The following is a 19,607-nucleotide window of genomic DNA, read 5'->3' as shown; positions in this document are numbered from 1 at the left end:
AGCATGACTGACGCGAACGCACAGGGCACCGCCTCCCACACCCAGCCCACTTCTGACAGTTCCGGTCGAATGACACCGAACCGACCTGCCGCAATAACCCGCCACTATGATGCGCCCGATGCTGATTGCGTGCGCGGTAGCGAGTACTCCGAGATCCTTGCCCTTGAAACTGAGCAGTGTAAGCGTGCCGCTGAGCACCGCCACAAGTGTGGGCTTGCGCATCCTGAGCAGGAGCGTAGCCGCGGCGAGCGCCAGGGTCATGGAAAGGGGCGCGGTCACCGTCTTGATGAAGACAGTGGGCTGGCGCATATTCGCCGCGACCTGGCCGCATCTGTAGCCACTCGTGCGGATTCTTTGACCGCAATTCTCAAGGCGATTCACGCGCATCCTGAGACTGCCTACGAGGAGTATTTCGCATCCCGAACGCTCGTTGATGCGGTCCGCAAAGCGTACCCGAACCTCAGTATCGAGTACCCTGCCTTCGGCCTGGGTACCGCGTTCAAGGTGGAACTCACCAGTGCCGACTACGACCCCACCAAACATCGCACCATTGCGATTCTCTCCGAATATGATGCACTGCCTGGCATCGGCCACGGCTGCGGTCACAACGTTATTGCGGTATCCGGGCTGGGTGCTTTCCTCGCCCTGGTGGATGCGCTCGCCGCCGGCCCCGAGGCATTCAGCGGTAGGGTCCTCTACTACGGCACGCCTGCCGAAGAGTCTGATGCCGGTAAGGAGCTGATGGCGCGCGCCGGCGCGTTTGAGCAGGTGGATGCCGCGATTATGGTGCACCCCTACTTTATGGATGTGGCCGATCAGGCGTGGTTGGGTCGCCGCGAATGTCGCGTGACCTATACGGGCGTAAGCGCGCACGCTTCCTCGCACCCGTTTATGGGTCGTAACGCCCTGGACGCGGCGAATCTGGCGTATCAGGGTTTGGGTTTGTTGCGTCAGCAGATTCCCGGTTCGGACCGTATCCACGCGATTATTGACCACGGTGGGGACGCGCCGAACCTGATTCCTGCCACCGCGAGCCTGCATATTAATATCCGTTCTAAGCATGCGCCGACTCTGCGTGCACTGTCGCGACGGGTTGAGGAGGTGCTGCGCGGTGCGGCGCTCATGGCTGGTGTGAGTGCGGAGGTGACCTGGGATTCTTCACCGATGACCATGCCGGTGCGTACGAACCGTCCGCTGTTGAAGCGTTGGGTTTCGGCTCAGCGTTCGGTGGGTCGCCACCCGTATCCACCCGGCACGGTTAGCGACACCTTGGCGGCTTCTACCGATTTTGGTAATGTGAGCCTGCGTGTGCCCGGCATTCACCCGCTGATTCAGATTGCTCCAGAGGGTACCGGTATGCATACGGTGGAGTTCGCGCACTGTGCGGACACTCCGGCAGCGGTGGATGCTGCCCTGGATGCTGCGTTCGGTTTGGCTTCTGTGGCTTTGGATTTCCTGGTTGACGACGAGTTGGCGCAGGTGGTTCGTGCTGATTTTGAGGCTTCCGGCGGTGCCGTGGATGTAGAGGGCTACTTTAGCGGCATGTGAGCTTGCTCAAAAGGTCAGAACGTCATTATTTGGTTTTATGAGTGAAAAACACCCCTCATAGCCCATAAAGTCACCAGCACCTATCGAAAAAAGCAAAATAACCCAACACAAAACGCAGAATTTGCGGCATAATAGAACATAACGGAGCGAGCCCACCGGAGAAGAACGACCACCTAAGGAAATTCAACCCCGAGGCACACACCCGCTTCCCTATAAACCACGCGAGAATCCTCTCGCACCACACGGATAACTCTCACGAAAGAGGGCATACAGCAATGAACGGTGTCAACAACCCCACCAAGCTCGGCGTCATCGGTGCAGGCGGCGTCGGTAGCGCAACCGCATACGCAGCTATGGTCCGCGGCTCCGCAGACGAAATCGTCCTGTACGACATCGACGGCAAGCGCGCACACGCTGAAGCACTGGACATCGCACACGGCGCAATGTTCGCACACGAAGCAACCGTAACCGGTGGCGACGACATCGAACTGCTGCGCGACTGCGACATGGTCATCATCACCGCTGGTGCTCGCCAGAAGCCCGGCCAGCCCCGCCTCGAACTGGCAGGCGCAAACGTCGCAATCCTCGAGAAGCTACTGCCGAACATCCTGTCCGTAGCACCCAACGCAATCATCATGCTCGTCACTAACCCCTGTGACGTTCTCACCATCGTTGCCCAGAAGATTACCGGCCTGCCCGCAAACCGCGTGCTGTCCTCCGGTACCGTTCTGGACTCCTCCCGCCTGCGTTGGCTGATTGCTAACAAGGCTGGCGTCTCCATCAAGAGCGTTCACGCAAATGTGGTCGGTGAGCACGGTGACTCCGAGTTCCCCATCTGGTCCGCAGCAAACATCGGCATGGTTCCCCTGACCGAGTGGGAGCAGGACGGCAAGCTGCTGTTTACCGAAGAGGTTCGTGCAGAGCTGGCAACCGAAGCTATGCGCGCAGCATACAAGGTCATCGAGGGCAAGGGTTCCACCAACTACGCAATCGGTATCTCCGGTGCACGTATCGCTGAGGCATTCCTCGGCGGCCAGAATGCAGTGCTGCCCGTCTCCACCACCATTGCAGGCGAGCTGTACGGCTTCAAGGACGTTGCACTGTCCCTGCCCACCATCGTGAACCGTGAGGGCATCCAGCGCGTGCTTGAGGTCCCCATGAACGATGCTGAGCTGGCACAGCTGAAGGCATCCGCTGAGGCAATCCGCGCATCCGCAGCTTCCCTCGGTTTCTAATTCTCTCGGGTTCATGATTCGCAAGAAGTAAACATTCAGTAGGCGCAGCGTATAGCTGAGCTAACCGACAGAAGAACCCGCCGCACCCGGCATCTGCCCCCTTCAGGAGTGGGGGAACTGGGGGCGGCGGGTTCGCTGTGTCTGGAGATATTTCTATGCGGTGCTTGATGTGCTGCATGCACACTTGGTTTTACCAACCTGGCTATACCGCTCTGGCTTTGGCGTTTGCTACTATCGCCGCGATTCTAGCTACCGTTTTACCTGCCGTGCCCGTTCACGGTCCCGCATTTAAACCGCTGTATGACCGCCGGGAGCACACCATAGACGCGTAAGTAGTAGAATTAATGGCATGAGCATTGATCCTCGCACCGAACTCACCCGCCTCCTTGACGCACTGGAGGCGCACCTGACCGCCGTCGTAAACCGAACCGGCGAGCACGACCCCGCCGTCGATGAGGCATACGTAGAAATCGCCAACGCCTTCGAAGCCTACGAAGATGCCCTCTTCGAAGCCTACAACGAGGTCACCCCCCTGAGCGTCTACGGTGACGAAGACGAGGACGACCTGGAAGAAATCCTCGACGATGAAGACGACATTGACGACGATATCGACTACGAGGACTAAATAGCGCCTCACATATACGTTACGGACCGACCCCTGACCGGTACCCCTACACGGGGTAACGAGGCAGGGGTCGAACCGTACCCGCAACATCCGCGTAGCTTTTGCCCTCAACGCCTACCGAGCGTCTACTGAGCGGCCGCCGAACACCGACTGAGAATCCACCACACATCCACAGAGCATGTACCGAGAACGGAGAAACCCGTGAGCGAATCCCGCACCTGGCGCGACGCCGCCCTCATCCTCCGCACCCAAAAACTCGGCGAAACCGACCGCATCATCATCATGCTCACCCGCGACGGCGGAATCACCCACGCCGTCGCCAAAGCCGTACGCAAACCCACCTCCAAGTTCGGTGGACGACTCGAACCGTTCATGCACACCGACCTGTCCTTCAGCCGCGGCCGCACCAACCTGCACACCATCACCCAGGCGGTAACCCTGCACGCTTACACCGCACCGATCATGGCGAACTACGATGCGTACACGTGCGCCTCTACCATCGCCGAACTGGCGGAAGCACTCACCAAAAATACCGACAGCACCGCCGACATCTACACCCTGACCCACGGGGCGCTTGCCGCGCTCGCGCACGGCCAACATGTACCGCAGAGGATTCTGACACGCTACCTGGCGCGCAGCATGAACGCCGCCGGCTGGCCGCTCATCGGTGAAAACTGCACCCGATGCGGCAACCCGCTCGTGAACGCAGATTACCCGGGCGATAACCGAGCAGACAGTAGCACCCCCGGTACTACAAGCGGAAGCGGCAGGTACATTGCCTTCCACACCGCCCACACCTACGGGCACCACACGGTCCTCTGCCCCCAATGCGCACCCGCCACCGACACACCCCTAACCGGCCTGCGCGCCGAAGAGCTCGGCTATGCGCTCGCCACCGCATCGGCGGATCCGCGCGCCTGGGCGACGATTGACACCGCACCCGTGCCGGTTGCCTCCAAAGTTCTGGGACTCTACCTGAAAACCACCCAGAACCTGCTTGAACACCCCCTCAAAACGGCGAGTGCCCTCGAAGCGGAGAATCCTGCACCGTAAAACCGGGGCAGTAAAAATTGGCTCAGTAAAGACCGGTCGGCATAGCAAAGACCCGCCAGAACCCACCCGGAACAGTCGGTACAGCGCAGATGCACACGGGTGCGTCAAATATGGGTCAACCAGGACGCAAAATAACCCCCGAAGCACCCGCCCATGCGCGCTGTGTCACGGTAAAATAGCTAACAGCACACCAGGTTTATATCTGGCGCATATCTAGGCAAACGACCCCCGGGGGAGAACCCGCCAGGGAAGGAAGGCACATATGGCACGCACCCAGCCCGTACCCCCGCCCGCACACCCCACCGGGGCAACCCCGCCGCCGATTCCGAAGAAGTTCATTCCGCAGCATGTTGCTGTTGTCATGGATGGTAACGGACGCTGGGCCAACGAACGCGGCCTACCCCGCACCGAGGGCCACCGCGCCGGCGAGGCGGCACTGCTGGATGTCGTTGCGGGCGCTATCGAAATGGGCATCCCGTACGTGACCGCCTACGCGTTCTCCACCGAAAACTGGAAGCGCTCACCCAGCGAAGTTGCGTTCATTATGCGTTTCTCCACCGAGGTGCTGCAGCGTCAGCTGGCAACCCTCAAGACCTGGGGTGTGCGCATCCGCTGGGCTGGCCGCCGACCCAAGCTGTGGAAGAACGTCATTGAAGAGCTCGAACACTGCGAGCGTGAAACCATCGATAACACCGTCTGCACCCTCACCATGTGCGTGAACTACGGCGGCCGTGCAGAAATCGCTGACGCGGCGGCAGCTATCGCGGCGGACGCAGTGGCGGGCAAGCTCAAGCCCGGCAACATTACCGAAAAGACCATCCAGAAATACCTGGACGAGCCTGACCTGCCCGACGTTGACCTGTTCCTGCGTTCCTCCGGTGAGCAGCGCATCTCGAACTTTTTGCTCTGGCAGAGCGCCTACGCCGAGATGATTTTCATGAACGTGCTCTGGCCCGACGTTGACCGCCGCACCCTCTGGGAAGCTGTCGAAGAGTACGCGCGCCGCGACCGCCGCTACGGTGGCGCTGTTGACGCCGTCGCCAACAACAAGTAACTCCAGACATACAGGCCCGGCACGCCCGGCTCATAGCCCCATAAACCACCCACACCCTCCAACACTAGGGAGAATAAATGCGCATCTACCCGACCTTCTTCAACATCTTCTTCAAAGGCATGGACCCCGAGAAGGCACACCACGTCGGCTTCTGGGGCGTTCAGACCCTGCGCAACGTCGGCATCACCCGCGCGCTGCGCAAGTACTTCCAGCCCGCACCCGAACTGGCAACTACCGTCATGGGCATTACTTTCCCCTCGCCGTTCGGTCTGGCTGCAGGCTTCGACAAGGGCGGTAAGGGCATTGCCGCGCTGGCTGGTATCGGCTTCGGCCACGTCGAGATCGGTACCATCACCGGTCAGGCACAGCCGGGCAACCCGCAGCCGCGCCTCTTCCGCCTCGTGGAAGATAAGGCGGTCATCAACCGCATGGGATTCAACAACGACGGTGCCGCAGCGGCAGGCCCGCGCGTAGCCGCCGCCCGCGCAGACCTCGAAACCGAATACCGCGGCGCCGTACGCCCCGTCATTGGTGTGAACATCGGCAAGACCAAGGTCGTCGAGCTCGATAACGCTATCGAGGACTACCTGATTTCTACCCGCACCCTGGCACCGCAGGCAGACTACCTGGTCGTGAACGTCTCCTCCCCGAACACTCCGGGTCTGCGCACCCTGCAGGCTATCGAGTCGCTGCGCCCGCTGCTTGCCGCCGTGCGTGAAGAGGCAGACCGCGTATGCCCCAACCGCCACGTACCGCTGACCGTGAAGATTGCGCCGGACCTGGTTGATGAGGACGTTATCGAGGTGGCAGCCCTTGCGAAGGAACTGAAGCTGGACGGTATCATCGCCACCAACACCACCATCGCCCGCGAAGGCCTGGGCCTGACCAGCGACATGACCAAGGTCAAGGAAATCGGTTCTGGCGGCCTTTCCGGTGCGCCGCTGAAGCCCCGTTCCCTGGAGGTGTTGCGCCTGCTCAAGCGTGAAATCGGTGACGACCTCGCCATCATCTCCGTTGGTGGCGTGACCACCGCCGAGGATGTGCAGGAGCGCCTGGACGCTGGCGCTGACCTGGTGCAGGGCTACACCGCGTTCCTGTATGAGGGGCCGCTCTGGGCGGCACACATTAACCGTGGCCTGGTGAAGCTACGCCGCGCTCGCCGCTAGAAGGTTTGCAGGCGGGAGCGTTATGCTTCCCGTCGCGCTGACTCTGCGTGCTGAAAGGGGGCACCGTTCTCTACCCGTTGGGGTGGAGGCGGTGCCCCCTTTTTGTGTGCCCTCTATTCCGCCGATAGCACGCATAGTTATTTGACGTATAAAGCATTGAATTGTCGCGCCTGCTGGGTAGCGGCGCACTCGTGGGCCTTGGCGCCTTGCTCGCGGTGTGTGGCCAGAAGGCGAATAATGAGGCGGCAGCCACCGCCTCCGCCGTGCCTAGTGAGTCGGCTTCAGCATCTGAGCCGCCTTCGGCGAGTGCCACCCCGTCTACTGTCCGCTGCTACTCGGGCGGCTCAAAGGCACCGGATGGGGAGTACCGCCCTACTGATTCAAAGGGACCGCCCAGAATGACCCCAAGCCTGAGGCACCGGAATAGGGATATCGAGACAAGTCGATTTTCGGCTTGGAAGACGATTCGCGCTTGGGTCTTGAATGAAAATTACTCAATTCAAACTGGAGACTATACGGAAACCTTCAAAGAAGTAGCTTCTCGGAGCATATGTGGCTCCTCATGTAAGAACATAAAAATAAGAACACAAAAATAGGGGAGAGGCCTGAACCTTCAGGACCTCTCCCCAAGTACCTATAAGGCACTAAGACTTAGTGCGGGTACTCACCGTACTTCACCATCGGAACCGGGCGGCGCATACGACGAATCATCATCACACGGTTAAACGCGTACATACCAGAACCACGCTGAACCTCGCCGAACTTCGCAATCAGCTTCTTCTTCAAGCCACGCCACAAAATGAAGTAGTCAACAACCCACAGAATCATCAGCGCATACATTGCGTACACGGAACCGTAATAAATCGGAGCCGCAGCAGAAGACGTACCCGCCACACCCTGAGCAATCCAGCCACCAATGAGCAGGACCAGCAGCACAGCCAGCATAAGATCGCCAAGGTTACGGCGCGCATCCACATAATCACGGATATAACGGCGCTGCGAACCACGGTCCACAGCGGGCAGGTAACGCTGATCGCCACCCATCAACGCATCATTCTGACGCTCACGAGCCTTCGCCATCGCCTCACGTTCACGAGCCTTCGCCTCCTTACGGTCATTAACAACCAGAGGCTGACGACGAGCCGCCTGCTGCTCCTTACGCGAAGGAGTAGGACGGCCCTTCTTCGGGGTGAACTTCGGATTAACCGGAGCCTGAGGCTCCTCTACAACCTGCGGCTGAACAGCTTCCGCTTCAGCCTTCTCTTTCTTACGACCAAACACCCTCCCATCATACCCGAACGGCACACACCAAACCCGCCCCCACAAGCCCACACCAGCAACTGAAACGAACCCAACCACCCGGCGGTCGGGGCCAAGACAGGGCCAAGGTGGGGGTAAGGTAGAAATATGACTACTGAATTCACCCACCACAGCGCCCTGAGCGACGCCGTCACCAAAAACTTCGAAGCAAACCTGCAGACCCTCACCGAGCTCGTCGCCATTCCCTCCATCGCCTGGGAATCGCACGACCTCACCCAAGTAGACCGCAGCGCCGAAGCAGTCGCCGCGCTCGCAACCAAGGCAGGCTTCGACAACGTACGCATCGAACGCGCCACCTACACCACCGCAGACGGCACCGAAAAGCAGGGCATGCCCGCCGTCATCGCCTCCCGCCCCGCCGCAGAAGGCTACCCGACCATCCTGCTCTACGCCCACCACGACGTGCAGCCCGCCGGCGACCTCGAGCTGTGGGACACCGACCCCTTCGTCGCAACCCGCAAGGGTGACCGCCTCTACGGTCGCGGCGCAGCAGACGACAAAGCAGGCATCCTCGTACACCTCGCCGCGCTCGCAGCCCTCAACGAAACTCTCGGCGAAGACTTCAAGCTCGGCGTGAAGCTCTTCATTGAGGGTGAAGAAGAGGCAGGCTCACCCTCCTTCGTCGCCTTCCTCAACACTTACCGTGAGGAATTGTCCGCCGACTACATTGTCGTCGCAGACTCCGCCAACTGGCGCGCCGGCGTACCCGCACTGACCACCAGCCTACGCGGCGTCGCATCCGGCGACATCGAAGTACGCGTCGGCAGCCACGCCATCCACTCCGGCATGTTCGGCGGCCCCATGCTCGACGCCCACGCCCTCATGGCACAGCTCATCGCCACACTGCACGACGCCACCGGCGCCGTAGCCGTCGAAGGCCTACACCGCGCCCCCGAACCCGAACTCGAATACGCCGAAACAGACTTCCGCAACGACTCCGGAATCCTTGACACCGTACCCCTGGCAGGCACCGGTAGCGTTGCCTCCCGACTGTGGACCCAGCCGGCAATCTCCGTCATCGGCATGGACATCCCCTCCATCGCAACCTCCTCCAACACCCTCGCCGTCGTATCCCGCGCACGCATCAGCACCCGCCTAGCACCCGGCGACAACCCCGAAAACGCACACCGCGCACTCGCCGAACACATCAAGGCACACGCACCCCACGGCGCACAGACGAACTACACCGCCGTTGACTCTGGCATGCCCTTCGCCACCGAAGTCGACGCAGACGGCGCACAGACCGCCCTCGACGCAATGCGCGCCGCATGGGACATCGAACCCGTACAGACCGGCATGGGCGGCTCCATCCCGTTCATCTCCGATCTGAAGGACATCTTCCCGCAGGCACAAATCCTCGTCACCGGCGTAGAAGACCCCGACACCCGCGCACACAGCGCCAACGAGTCCCTCTACATCCCGGACTTCAAGAACGCAATCCTCGCGGAGGCGCTACTGCTCAGCGCACTCGGCGCCCGCTAAACGCGCCCGCTAACCAGTACCCACTCGGATAGAAAGTTTCAGGAAGCGCGGGGGAGAAACAGCCACAAAAAGTGGGGGAGAAGGGTCCCACACCCCAACCCCCACTTTTTCGGTATTCTAGAAGCAGAATTACATGTCAAACCCCCACACCAACACTCACGCCCCCGGCGAACTATGCACACCCTAGGTTGTACATCAAACACCCGGGCGCGTATCGTGAAGGCTAAAACGCCCACACGCACCCACACGCGGCGCACATGGGCAACCAACCAAACAAAAGGACAACACCAATGAGTGAAACCACCACCGAACTGCCGACCCACGGCGTCAACCTCACCGAAGTAGCACAGACTAAGGTCCGCACCCTGCTCGAACAGGAAGGCCGCACCGACCTGCGCCTGCGCATCGCCGTCCAGCCCGGCGGCTGCTCCGGCCTCATCTACCAGCTCTACTTCGACGAGCGCGTCCTCGACGGCGACGCAGTCCGCAACTTCGACGGTGTAGAAGTCATCGTCGACAAGATGAGCGCACCCTACCTCGACGGCTCCACCATCGACTTCGAAGACACCATCGAAAAGCAGGGCTTCTCCATCGACAACCCCAACGCAGCAGGCTCCTGCGCATGCGGTGACTCCTTCCACTAAACCGAAGGCACCCACCCGCGCCACTAAAGCGCAACACGCCTAACAAACCCCCGTCTCGCATACTGCGACCAACCATGCAGATACGCGGCGGGGGTTTTACACTTAACACATGACTACGCACGAAATCACCTGGAAATACATCCTCAACCAGCTCGTCAAACACCAAAACCTCACCGACACCGAAGTCGCCTGGGCAATGGACCAAATCATGACCGGCCAAACCGAACAGCCGATCCTCGCATCCTTCCTCACCGCCCTCCACTCCAAAGGCGAAACCCCCGAAGAACTCGGCGCACTCGCAGCCGGCATGATCGCCAAAGCCGAAACCGTCGACATCGACCCCCACGCCGTAGACATCGTCGGCACCGGCGGCGACCAGCAAAACACCGTCAACATCTCCACCATGGCAGCCCTCGTCATCGCAGGCACCGGCGCCACCGTCGTCAAGCACGGCAACCGTGCATCCACCTCCAAATCCGGCTCCGCAGACGTCCTCGAAGCCCTCGGAATCCGCCTCGACATGCCCATTCCCGCAGTCGCCGAATGCGCTCGCGAGACCGGCATCACGTTCCTGTTTGCGATGACCTTCCACCCGGCAATGCGCCACGTGGGCCCGACTCGCCGCCTGCTGGGCATTCCGACCGCTTTCAACTACCTGGGTCCCATGACGAACCCGGCTCGCGTGAAGTCCTCAGCTATCGGTGTTGCTAACCCGGTCATGGCTGAGAAGATGGCTCACGTCTTCGCGGAGCGCGGAGATCACGCCCTGATTTTCCGTGGTGATGACGGCCTGGATGAGCTGACCATCGCCACCACGAGCTGCCTGTGGGAGGCCGTAGACGGTGAACTGACCGAGTACCGTTTTGATCCGACCGAGTATGGTCTGCAGAACGCACCGCTGGAGCAGTTGCGTGGCGGCGACGCCGAGTACAACGCGGGCGTTTTCCGTGCAATTTTGGCGGGGGAGGGCGAGGCCCCGAAGAGCCCGCTGCGTGCCATTCACGATGCTGTGATGATGAACGCTGCCGCTGGCCTGGTCGCGTACCGCCCGACCAACGGCGAAAGCTTTGAGGCCCGCTTCACGCAGGCTTTGGCTGATGCACGCGAATCTATTGCATCCGGTGCAGCGGAGCGCGTGCTCAATGCCTGGGTAGAGTTCAGCTCCAAGCATGCAGAATAAAGAAGCCTAGTAGCTGATGATAGGCACCCGAGATGGGGCGCACTGAATGGTGTGAGCTTGTCTCGGGTGTTTGTCGTTTAACGGGACGTACTGAGGAGTCAGAGGTTCGGAGCATGTGAGTGTACGGCTGGCTGAGGTGCGCTGAGCGCAGAGAAAGATGCGAGGGGTGCGGATCCCGAGCTCCCGCATGGAACAGTGCAGTCGCAACAGTTTCATTATCAGGAGCCCCGGTTTGGTCCGTGCCAGCTAGAGCGTATAAACCATCGGTGGGCAGCCGGTGGGGTAGTGAAAAATAGGTTTACTTTACATAATGTATATTATCGGCTTTTTAGGGAGGTCTAGAATGAACCCAAGATTCCCCGTATCTAAATAAAGTCTTAACAGTTCATGTATTAACCTCACCCGGTCACCAGAACCGTCGACAGTACTCAATCCACCTGGAATAATGGATATACCCCGCATCACGAAGGTGTCATTGCCTCGTGTACAGATTTAGTGTCAACCACGCCGGTTGATGTACATCAAAGGAGAAAACTCGTGGATTGGCTTTTTGGGACACCCTGGACACTCTGGGTCGCACTCGCACTCGTTTTCGCCGTCATAGAAATGCTCAGCCTCGACCTGTTCTTTCTCATGCTGGCAATTAGTGCAGGCGTCACTGCAGCAATATCACCCTTCGTGGATAACATGTTGATTCGAACCGTTATTTTCGTGGTAACCTGCCTGATTTTGGTTCTTGGTCTGCGCCCGCCGCTGCTGAAAAAACTTAATAAAACAGCCACCGGAGCTGTCACTAATGCCGAAGCGCTCATTGGTTCTGAGGTGCGCGTCACTCAAGATGTGACTAGTGAAACCGGCTTGGTGGTACTATCGGGCGACACTTGGACGGCGCGCACCGCCTCCGGAACGCTTGTTGCAGGATCACACGCGAGGGTGCGAGCCATCGAGGGTGCTACTGCAATCGTAGAGCCTCTCCCCTACGCTTAAGACCCATCTGAATACCGGCTCTAGAAGCAGATTCAGATACAAAAACACACCATATAACTCACCCATAAGGAGAAGCAATGCCTATCAGCCTTATTTTGACAGTCCTACTCATTCTCTTTGTACTGACGATGCTCGCAAAGACCGTGCGCGTTATCCCGCAGGGACGAGCCGGCATCGTCGAACGACTGGGTAAGTTCCACGCCGTTCTCCACCCCGGCCTGCACATCGTCATCCCCGTGATTGACCGTGTGCTGCCCCTGATTGACCTGCGTGAACAGGTCGTTTCCTTCCCCTCGCAGTCTGTGATCACCGAAGATAACCTCGTGGTCGGCATCGACACCGTCGTGTACTTCCAGGTCACCGACCCCCGCTCGGCGACCTACGAAATTACCAACTACATTCGCGCCGTGGATGAACTGACCAGCGCAACTCTGCGTAATGTCGTCGGTGGCCTGAACCTGGAGCAGACCCTCACCTCCCGCGACCAGATCAACGCGGAGCTGCGAGGGGTACTCGACTCGACCACCGGACGCTGGGGCCTGCGCGTCTCCCGCGTGGATATCAAGGAAATCCAGCCCCCGGCATCCATTCAGGACTCCATGGAGAAGCAGATGCGTGCAGAGCGTGACCGCCGCGCCGCAATCCTCACCGCAGAAGGCCAGAAGCAGTCCGACATTCTGACCGCAGAGGGCGAATCCCGCGCAGCCATCCTGCGTGCAGAGGGTGAAAAACAGGCACAGATCCTTCGTGCAGAAGGTGACGCACAGTCCGCAATCCTGCGGGCAAACGGTGAAGCAGAAGCCGTGCAGAAGGTATTCGCGGCAATCCACGAATCCAACCCCAGCCAGCAGTTGCTCACCTACCAGTACCTGCAGACCCTGCCCAAGCTCGCCGAAGGTGACGCCAACAAGCTCTGGTTCATCCCGACCGAACTCGGCGATGCACTGCGCGGTCTGGGCAACGCATTTGGCACCCTGCCCGCATCCGACCTGGCAGGCGCACCGAAGAAGCCTGAAGCGGCGGCACCCAAGAGCGCACCGCAGGCATCCGGAAGCTACGGCATCAACAGCTAAACGCGAAATCTAACGCATAAAAAGGCGTGAATTACCAAAAATCACGCCGAATAAACACCACCACGCTGGGCGGGTGGAGACTATTACCGATATAATAGATGTTTTGTAAACGTTCGAGGGAATAGCTCTCCCCCGCCCAACGTTACGCCTAAAGCGCCAAAGAGCGCACCCGACGACACTGGAGGAAAAATGAGCGATCGTAGCCTGCGCGGTATGCGCCTGGGTTCCCAGTCGATGGAAACCGAATCGAACGTACAGCCCGCGCCCCGCCAGCGCGTCGAATACCGTACCGCAGACGGTGACCGCGTTTTCGTGACCTTCGCGGCAGAAGCAGAAATCCCCTCGGTATGGACCGCAAAGTCCGGTAAGGAAGCCTACCTCGTCAACGGCGACTCCACCGCAGACGCCGAAGAGGGGAAGCCCGCACGTACCCACTGGGATATGCTCATGGAACGTCGTAGCATCGAAGAGCTGGAAAAGACTCTGGAAGGCCGCTTGGAATACTACCGCAAGCACTACGCGCTCTAAAAGCACCGTAGACATGCTGTAGAAACGCTGTAGAAGCCCGCTAAGAGCAACTCGCACTTTAGTGGGCTTCCACCCCGTTTTGGTGCTGACTCCGTCGGTACATGAGCCAGGAAAGAGCGCTACACAAAGCGTAAAAAGATAGAGGCGGATACGTTACGTATCCGCCTCTATCTTTCGTTTAAAGCTTAGGCGCGAGAAGCATCTGCGCAAAAAGCTACCGGCTTACTTGCCCAGGGCCTTCTTCAGCTTCTGAACGCGGTTAGCCATGCCCCAGCGAGTCACCTTAGACATAGAGTCAAAGATAATGTTGCCGTCCATCTTCGAAGCGCCAATCTCACGCTCAACAAAAGTAATCGGAACCTCAACAATGTTCAGGCCAGCCTGCTCAGAACGCCACGCCAGATCAACCTGGAATACGTAGCCCTTCGAGTCGATACCCTCAAGGTTCAGACGCTGCAGGGCCTCACGACGGTACGCACGGAAACCAGCGGTGATGTCCTTAATGGAGGTACCCAGAATCAGGCGGGTGTACAGGTTAGCGCCGCGAGAGAGAATCTGGCGGTGAGCCGGCCAGTTCTTGGTCTTGCCGCCGGGAACGTAACGCGAACCAATAGCCAGGTCAGCGCCTGCCTCCACAGCACGAACCAGAGAAGGAAGCTGCTCAGGCTGGTGCGAGCAGTCAGCGTCCATCTCAATCAGAACGTCGTAGCCTGCTTCAAGGCCCCAATCGAAGCCAGCGAGGTATGCGCCACCCAGACCGTCCTTAACGGTGCGGTGCAGAACGTGAATCTGGGAATCCTTAGCTGATAGCTCATCAGCAATCTGACCGGTACCATCGGGGCTGTTATCATCCACCACGAGAATATCCACCTCGGGTGCTGCCTTGCGAAGACGCTCTACCACGATGGGCAGGTTCTCCTTCTCGTTATACGTTGGGATGACAGTTAGAACGCGCATATTACTCCCTCACAGGTGCATATAAAACAGGCAGTTTAGGTATCTATTATACCGGGTAAACATTTGAGCAACTGAACCATTGGGGGCCTCCACTGCTCTAAACCGCCTAAAAAAGTGTTGACAAGCTAAAAATTATTTACCTTCAGTGTAAATAGATTCCAGGACGGGCAGTTCCACATGCTCATCCAGCACCGGAAGCAGCGGAATGCGAGCGCGAGGGTCAGTACTCCACGATGCTACGCGGGAGTCGGGCGCCTGGACCATGAGGGCTTCGACGCGCCACTGTGCTACGTATGCGGGGGTGTCGGGGGTTAGCTGGCCGGTGAAGGGGTTTTCTTCGTGTGCTAGGCGGTATACGCCGCGGGTGAGGGCGGCGAAGGCGCTGCGGGCGGAGATGCCATGTTCGTCGTTGACGAGTTCGCGGATGAGGGACCAGGTGCCGGGTGCGTAGAGCTGAGTGTCAGAGCCGAGCGCAATGGAGGTGCCAACTGCGTTTGCGCGGCGTGCTACGGAGGCTACCGACTCACGCGCCTCTCCCCCAGCGTGTGCGAGGAGTGCCTGGACGGTGTCGCTGGCTGCTTCATCTTCTTCGGGTTCGCAGACGCTCAGACCGAGGTTGATGCGTGCTTCTGCCAGTTTGGTGAGGTATTCGTCGGTGACGGGGTCTTGCGGGGTGCTGATTGCTGCGTCGAGGCGTATGGACAGCCAGGGGTGGTTTTTGCGTACGGTGAGTGCGGCATCGGCTGCGGTGGTGAAGCCGGTGGATGCATCTATAGAGAGCAGGAGTGCGGCGTCTTCGGCTACCTGCGCTGCTGCGGGGGCCTCGGTGGGTGCGACAAAGATGCCGACCAGCTGCAGGCCCTTGACGGCGCGTTCGCCTTCGGTGAGGGGGCGTAGTGCCTTGATGGCACTGATTAGTTCGTCGGTCTCAATGCCGGTGGCGTTGAGGATGAAGCGGATGTCGGGTGTGCCGTGTTCGGCGCTGTAGTAGCTGAGAGCGGAGACGAGGTCGGGGACGTCCTCCATGCCGGCGAGTAGGGTGTGCGTGTGGTAGCCGGCTGCGCGGTATGCCTGCAGGTAGTCGAGGATTTCGGGTGCTTCCTTGCCTGTGACCGGTGCCAGTGCGCGCGCGAAGGCGGGGGTTAGTAAGGCGCCGTCAAGTTCGGTGATGGTAGCTGACTCGTCAGCAATTGAACGTGCGCCTGAATCGGAACCAACCCAGCGGACGAATCCGTCTTCGACTAGCATTGCGGTTGCGTACGGGTCGACCGGGCTGTACACGCTACCATCTACAAAAATACGGGTAGACATTAGAATCCTTTCACCGTTGAGGCGCGCCGAAAGCGCACACGAGGGCGGGTACTTCAGTTGTGCCCGCGTAGCTCAGCTGAGCATCTCATTTGAGTATAGAAGCACCCCCGCTACCTACGGTAGTTCGTTCGTCCTTAGATGAGGGGGAACTTAGATGATGCAGAACAATGCACAGTGGCGGGGGTGGTAGCCCGAACCGGTTGGGTACGGTGTAGCACTGAGGTGCGGGTTAGACGTCCAGGGCGACCACACCGCGGCGGACCGCCTCAATCGCCTCTTCACAGCGGGCGCGAATCACCGGGTCCAGTGAGCGGATGTGCGCGATCTGGTCCAGTGCGTCCAGTACCTGCTTTGCCCAGCGCACGAAGTCGCCGGCGGCAAGGCCGGTGTCCTCGATTGCCTTTGCGAGGTGCGCGCCGTTCGCCCAGGCGTACATGGGTTCGACCAGACCGAAGTCGCATGTCGGGGTCGGGGTGACCTTGAACTGTTCCTCAGCTGCGTTCAGGTCGGCGAGGCGCTGCGTAATCGTCGCAATGGGTGCGCGCAGGGACGGGTGCGGGTAGTGAGCCAGGTATTCCACCGCGTCGCGCTTACCCTGGTAGGTCAGTGCGGCAACGGTTGCCGCGATGGCGGCGGGTTCCAGTCCATCGAGGAAGTGCGCGTCTAGGCACAGAGCGGTCAGCAGGTCGCGCTCGCCGTAGATGCGGCGCAGAGCCTGGCCGCCGGTAGTTAGCGATAATTCGTTATCCGCGGTGCGCTCGACGTAGCCGTAGCTTTCCAGCAGGCGCGCAATGCGGTTGAAGACCTGCGCGATCGTGTTGGTGCGGCGGGCAATCTGACGGCGCAACCCTTCCGTTTCAGAGTTGAGCTTCTGCCAGCGCTCAGCCCAACGCATGTGGTTCGCGCGGTCGGAGCAGCCGTGGCACGGGTGGTTACGCAGCTGAGCCTGCAGAGCCTCCAGTTGTGCGTCAACGCTGTTCTGACGAGTCGGGATGTTCTGCTGCGCGAGCGCTCGAGGGGCGCGGCCGTCGTAGAGTGCCTGGCGCATGCGGCTTGCGGTATCACGGCGTTCCTTGGCGGTTTTGAGGCTCAGGCGCTTGGGGATTTTGATGCGTGAGACCGGTTCGATGGCGCCTTCGAAGTCGCGAGTTGAGGCGGTGCGCTGGTGCGCGTCCTCGGTAACGATACCGATGCGCGGGTCGGCGTGCGAATCGGAGCGGGTGACGACGACTGCGTAGCCGCGGGAGCGGCCATGTGGAATGTAGATGATGTCGCCCGGCAATAGCTGCTGGATGCTGTGGTGTGCCTGCGCGCGTGCGTGGCGTTCGTTGCTCTTGGATGCCTTCTTTTCCAGTTCGGCGATGTGGCGGCTGAGCTGGACGTACTCGGTGAAGTCGCCCAGGTGGCATGCCATTGCTTCGCGGTAGCCTTCGAGGGCGTTTTCGTTTTTGCGTACGCGGGAGGCGACGCCCACGACCGATTTGTCTGCCTGGAACTGTGCGAAGGAGGATTCCAGGATTTTGCGGGTGCGTTCGGCGCCGTAGGAGGCGATGAGGTTTGCCGCCATATTGTAGGTGGGGCGGAATGAAGAGTTCAGCGGGTAGGTGCGGGTTGAGGCAAGGGTTGCCACGTGTTCCGGGGACATGCCGGGGCGCCACATGACAACCGCGTGGCCTTCGATGTCGATGCCACGGCGGCCGGCGCGTCCGGTTAGTTGGGTGTATTCACCGGGGGTGATGTCCACGTGGGATTCGCCGTTGTATTTGGTGAGCTTCTCCAGGATGACGGTGCGTGCAGGCATGTTGATGCCCAGTGCGAGGGTTTCGGTGGCGAAGACCAGCTTGATGAGGCCTTGTGCGAAGAGGGTTTCTACAACCTCCTTGAACAGTGGCAGTAAGCCGGCGTGGTGTGCGGCGATACCGCGAATGAGGCCGTCACGCCACTCGTAGTAGCCGAGGGTGTTCAGGTCGCGGGTGTCTAGGTGGGATGTTGCTTCCGCGATGTAGGCGCGGATGGTCTGCTGCTGTTCAGGGGTGGTCAGTGTAATATCGGCGGATACGCAGTGGCTGACTGCGCCGTCGCAACCGGCACGGGAGAAGATAAAGCAAATGGCCGGTAGCAGTCCCTGCTTGTCGAGGGCGCGCACCATCTCGGGGCGGGTAATGCGCTGCGGGCGCAGGGGCTTCTGCTCACCGCGCGCATCAAAGTCCCGGTCGTTACTGAAATGATTATTATTGAAGCCATCGCGACGGTTTGCGCCGCTGCTGAATGTCTCATTCAGCCAGCCCTCACGACGGTGACGGAAACGTTCACGCTTGCCGCCGTAACGTCCACGGCCCGGTGCGGAACGGAAGCCGGGGCGTAGCGCTTTCAGCTGCGGGTTTAGGCGCAGACCGGCCAGCAGGGGGTTGGTGCCCGACTCTACGGTTGTTCCGCGCTGCTTAGCTTTCTGTGCCTTCTTCGCCTGCTTGCGGGAGAGCTTCTCCTCCGGCTCCTGGGTCTTGCCCTGTGCGGAGTTGTCTTCGGGTACGAACAGGTCCACCACACGGTGACCGACCATCATGTGCTGCCACAGGGGCACCGGACGGTGCTCAGAAACAATAATGTCCGTGCCGCCGCGTACCGTATCCAGCCACGCGCCGAACTCCTCAACGTTCGACACCGTCGCCGATAGAGAGATAACGTTTACATGCTCGGGAAGGTGAATAATTGCCTCTTCCCATACTGCGCCGCGGAAACGGTCCGCGAGGTAGTGCACCTCATCCATCACCACGTAGCCTAGGCCGGTTAGTGTGGTCGAGTTGGCGTAGAGCATGTTGCGCAGGACCTCGGTGGTCATCACGACCACGGGTGCTTCCGTGTTGATGCTCGTATCGCCGGTCAGCAGACCCACGTAATCTTCACCGTACGCGCGCACAAAGTCGTGGTACTTCTGGTTGCTCAGCGCCTTAATGGGGGTCGTATAGAACGCTTTCATGCCGCGGCGTAGCGCCAGGTATATGCCGAATTCACCCACAATGGTCTTACCGGCACCGGTGGGTGCGGCAACGAGGACGGAGCGGTCCGCCTCCACGGCGGCACACGCCTGACGCTGAAAATCATCCAGCGGAAAATCTAGGGACGCCTCAAAAGCGCCGAGGGTAGTCTTTGCGTAGGCGGCGCGCTCTCGGGATGTGGTGTAGGCGGCAGCGTAGTCGGTGTGCTGCGCCGGAGTCTGTGCGTTAGAAGTGTGTGCGTCGGATGTGTGCTGTGCGTGGTGCTTGCTCATAGTATGTCCAGTGTAACGGTTCGCCTGCCGCGAGTCTCCAGAAAGCATCCTGCACGGGTACTAATCCGGTATGGGCGAACAGCGAGCGCATCGGTGGCGTGCGAGAGGGATGCGGTTTTGTGGAACATGCGAAAAGGGGCGGGATACAGGTTCTCTGTATCCCGCCCGTTGCAGCG

General features: G+C 59.9%; 16 protein-coding genes. 12 read left to right on the top strand and 4 right to left on the bottom strand.

Annotated features, from left to right (window positions below; all coding sequences use genetic code 11):
- Positions 1-3 precede the first annotated feature (3 nt).
- From O3648_RS00505 to O3648_RS00480, 6 genes are all read left to right on the top strand, one after another.
- Positions 4-1,548, top strand: a complete 1,545-nt coding sequence (locus tag O3648_RS00505; protein WP_314077779.1) for an amidohydrolase — start codon at positions 4-6, stop codon at positions 1,546-1,548.
- Between the two features lie 275 nt (positions 1,549-1,823).
- Positions 1,824-2,783 carry an L-lactate dehydrogenase gene (locus O3648_RS00500; protein WP_371567761.1) on the top strand — a complete coding sequence of 320 codons (960 nt, stop codon included), beginning with the start codon at positions 1,824-1,826 and terminating at the stop codon, positions 2,781-2,783.
- A gap of 349 nt (positions 2,784-3,132) precedes the next feature.
- Entirely contained in the window at positions 3,133-3,408 is a 276-nt protein-coding gene (locus tag O3648_RS00495) for a hypothetical protein (RefSeq protein WP_279790341.1), read from the top strand.
- 201 nt (positions 3,409-3,609) lie between these two features.
- Positions 3,610-4,461 carry a DNA repair protein RecO gene (recO, locus tag O3648_RS00490; protein ID WP_371567757.1) on the top strand — a complete coding sequence of 284 codons (852 nt, stop codon included), beginning with the start codon at positions 3,610-3,612 and terminating at the stop codon, positions 4,459-4,461.
- 262 nt (positions 4,462-4,723) lie between these two features.
- A complete protein-coding gene (locus O3648_RS00485) occupies positions 4,724-5,515 on the top strand; it encodes an isoprenyl transferase (protein ID WP_279754914.1) in 792 nt (263 codons plus the stop codon).
- Between the two features lie 77 nt (positions 5,516-5,592).
- The gene (locus O3648_RS00480) at positions 5,593-6,681 is read left to right on the top strand and encodes a quinone-dependent dihydroorotate dehydrogenase (protein ID WP_279754915.1); all 1,089 of its coding nucleotides are present in this window, start codon (positions 5,593-5,595) and stop codon (positions 6,679-6,681) included.
- Positions 6,682-7,332: 651 nt separating this feature from the next.
- On the opposite strand, the gene O3648_RS00475 is transcribed toward O3648_RS00480, so the two are convergent.
- Positions 7,333-7,962 carry a DUF3043 domain-containing protein gene (locus O3648_RS00475; protein ID WP_279754916.1) on the bottom strand — a complete coding sequence of 210 codons (630 nt, stop codon included), beginning with the start codon at positions 7,960-7,962 and terminating at the stop codon, positions 7,333-7,335.
- A gap of 126 nt (positions 7,963-8,088) precedes the next feature.
- Here O3648_RS00475 and O3648_RS00470 point away from each other — a divergent pair, with 126 nt between their 5' ends.
- The 6 genes from O3648_RS00470 to O3648_RS00445 all read left to right on the top strand — a co-directional run bounded on the left by O3648_RS00470 (position 8,089) and on the right by O3648_RS00445 (position 13,895).
- Complete coding sequence (locus O3648_RS00470) at positions 8,089-9,483, top strand: M20/M25/M40 family metallo-hydrolase (protein WP_371567754.1); 1,395 nt, start codon at positions 8,089-8,091, stop codon at positions 9,481-9,483.
- A gap of 290 nt (positions 9,484-9,773) precedes the next feature.
- On the top strand, positions 9,774-10,127 hold the full coding sequence (locus tag O3648_RS00465) for an iron-sulfur cluster assembly accessory protein (RefSeq protein ID WP_005506039.1): 354 nt from the start codon (positions 9,774-9,776) through the stop codon (positions 10,125-10,127).
- Between the two features lie 109 nt (positions 10,128-10,236).
- A complete protein-coding gene (gene trpD / locus O3648_RS00460; protein WP_279739888.1) occupies positions 10,237-11,307 on the top strand; it encodes an anthranilate phosphoribosyltransferase in 1,071 nt (356 codons plus the stop codon).
- 537 nt (positions 11,308-11,844) lie between these two features.
- The gene (locus tag O3648_RS00455; RefSeq protein ID WP_279739890.1) at positions 11,845-12,294 is read left to right on the top strand and encodes an NfeD family protein; all 450 of its coding nucleotides are present in this window, start codon (positions 11,845-11,847) and stop codon (positions 12,292-12,294) included.
- A 77-nt stretch (positions 12,295-12,371) separates the two neighbouring features.
- Positions 12,372-13,367, top strand: a complete 996-nt coding sequence (locus O3648_RS00450) for an SPFH domain-containing protein (protein ID WP_371567749.1) — start codon at positions 12,372-12,374, stop codon at positions 13,365-13,367.
- 189 nt (positions 13,368-13,556) lie between these two features.
- Positions 13,557-13,895, top strand: a complete 339-nt coding sequence (locus O3648_RS00445) for an RNA polymerase-binding protein RbpA (protein WP_279739894.1) — start codon at positions 13,557-13,559, stop codon at positions 13,893-13,895.
- A gap of 222 nt (positions 13,896-14,117) precedes the next feature.
- On the opposite strand, the gene O3648_RS00440 is transcribed toward O3648_RS00445, so the two are convergent.
- The 3 genes from O3648_RS00440 to O3648_RS00430 form a co-directional block, all read right to left on the bottom strand.
- The gene (locus tag O3648_RS00440) at positions 14,118-14,852 is read right to left on the bottom strand and encodes a polyprenol monophosphomannose synthase (protein WP_279739897.1); all 735 of its coding nucleotides are present in this window, start codon (positions 14,850-14,852) and stop codon (positions 14,118-14,120) included.
- Positions 14,853-14,984: 132 nt separating this feature from the next.
- Complete coding sequence (locus tag O3648_RS00435; RefSeq protein ID WP_371567748.1) at positions 14,985-16,163, bottom strand: amidohydrolase; 1,179 nt, start codon at positions 16,161-16,163, stop codon at positions 14,985-14,987.
- Positions 16,164-16,392: 229 nt separating this feature from the next.
- A complete protein-coding gene (locus tag O3648_RS00430; RefSeq protein WP_279789098.1) occupies positions 16,393-19,431 on the bottom strand; it encodes an RNA helicase in 3,039 nt (1,012 codons plus the stop codon).
- Positions 19,432-19,607 lie beyond the last annotated feature (176 nt).

The organism is Rothia sp. 27098_8_161 (assembly GCF_041432905.1).
Lineage (GTDB): Bacteria > Actinomycetota > Actinomycetes > Actinomycetales > Micrococcaceae > Rothia.
This window is presented reverse-complemented; position numbering and strand designations above follow the sequence as displayed.

Excerpts from the sequence above, each read along its gene's own strand:
- O3648_RS00505 (WP_314077779.1), top strand. The coding sequence starts at position 4 with ATGACTGACGCGAACGCACAGGGCACCGCCTCCCACACCCAGCCCACT.
- O3648_RS00500 (WP_371567761.1), top strand. The coding sequence starts at position 1,824 with ATGAACGGTGTCAACAACCCCACCAAGCTCGGCGTCATCGGTGCAGGC.
- O3648_RS00495 (WP_279790341.1), top strand. The coding sequence starts at position 3,133 with ATGAGCATTGATCCTCGCACCGAACTCACCCGCCTCCTTGACGCACTG.
- O3648_RS00485 (WP_279754914.1), top strand. The coding sequence starts at position 4,724 with ATGGCACGCACCCAGCCCGTACCCCCGCCCGCACACCCCACCGGGGCA.
- O3648_RS00480 (WP_279754915.1), top strand. The coding sequence starts at position 5,593 with ATGCGCATCTACCCGACCTTCTTCAACATCTTCTTCAAAGGCATGGAC.
- O3648_RS00470 (WP_371567754.1), top strand. The coding sequence starts at position 8,089 with ATGACTACTGAATTCACCCACCACAGCGCCCTGAGCGACGCCGTCACC.
- O3648_RS00465 (WP_005506039.1), top strand. The coding sequence starts at position 9,774 with ATGAGTGAAACCACCACCGAACTGCCGACCCACGGCGTCAACCTCACC.
- trpD (WP_279739888.1), top strand. The coding sequence starts at position 10,237 with ATGACTACGCACGAAATCACCTGGAAATACATCCTCAACCAGCTCGTC.
- O3648_RS00450 (WP_371567749.1), top strand. The coding sequence starts at position 12,372 with ATGCCTATCAGCCTTATTTTGACAGTCCTACTCATTCTCTTTGTACTG.
- O3648_RS00445 (WP_279739894.1), top strand. The coding sequence starts at position 13,557 with ATGAGCGATCGTAGCCTGCGCGGTATGCGCCTGGGTTCCCAGTCGATG.
- O3648_RS00440 (WP_279739897.1), bottom strand. The coding sequence starts at position 14,852 with ATGCGCGTTCTAACTGTCATCCCAACGTATAACGAGAAGGAGAACCTG.
- O3648_RS00435 (WP_371567748.1), bottom strand. The coding sequence starts at position 16,163 with ATGTCTACCCGTATTTTTGTAGATGGTAGCGTGTACAGCCCGGTCGAC.
- O3648_RS00430 (WP_279789098.1), bottom strand. The coding sequence starts at position 19,431 with ATGAGCAAGCACCACGCACAGCACACATCCGACGCACACACTTCTAAC.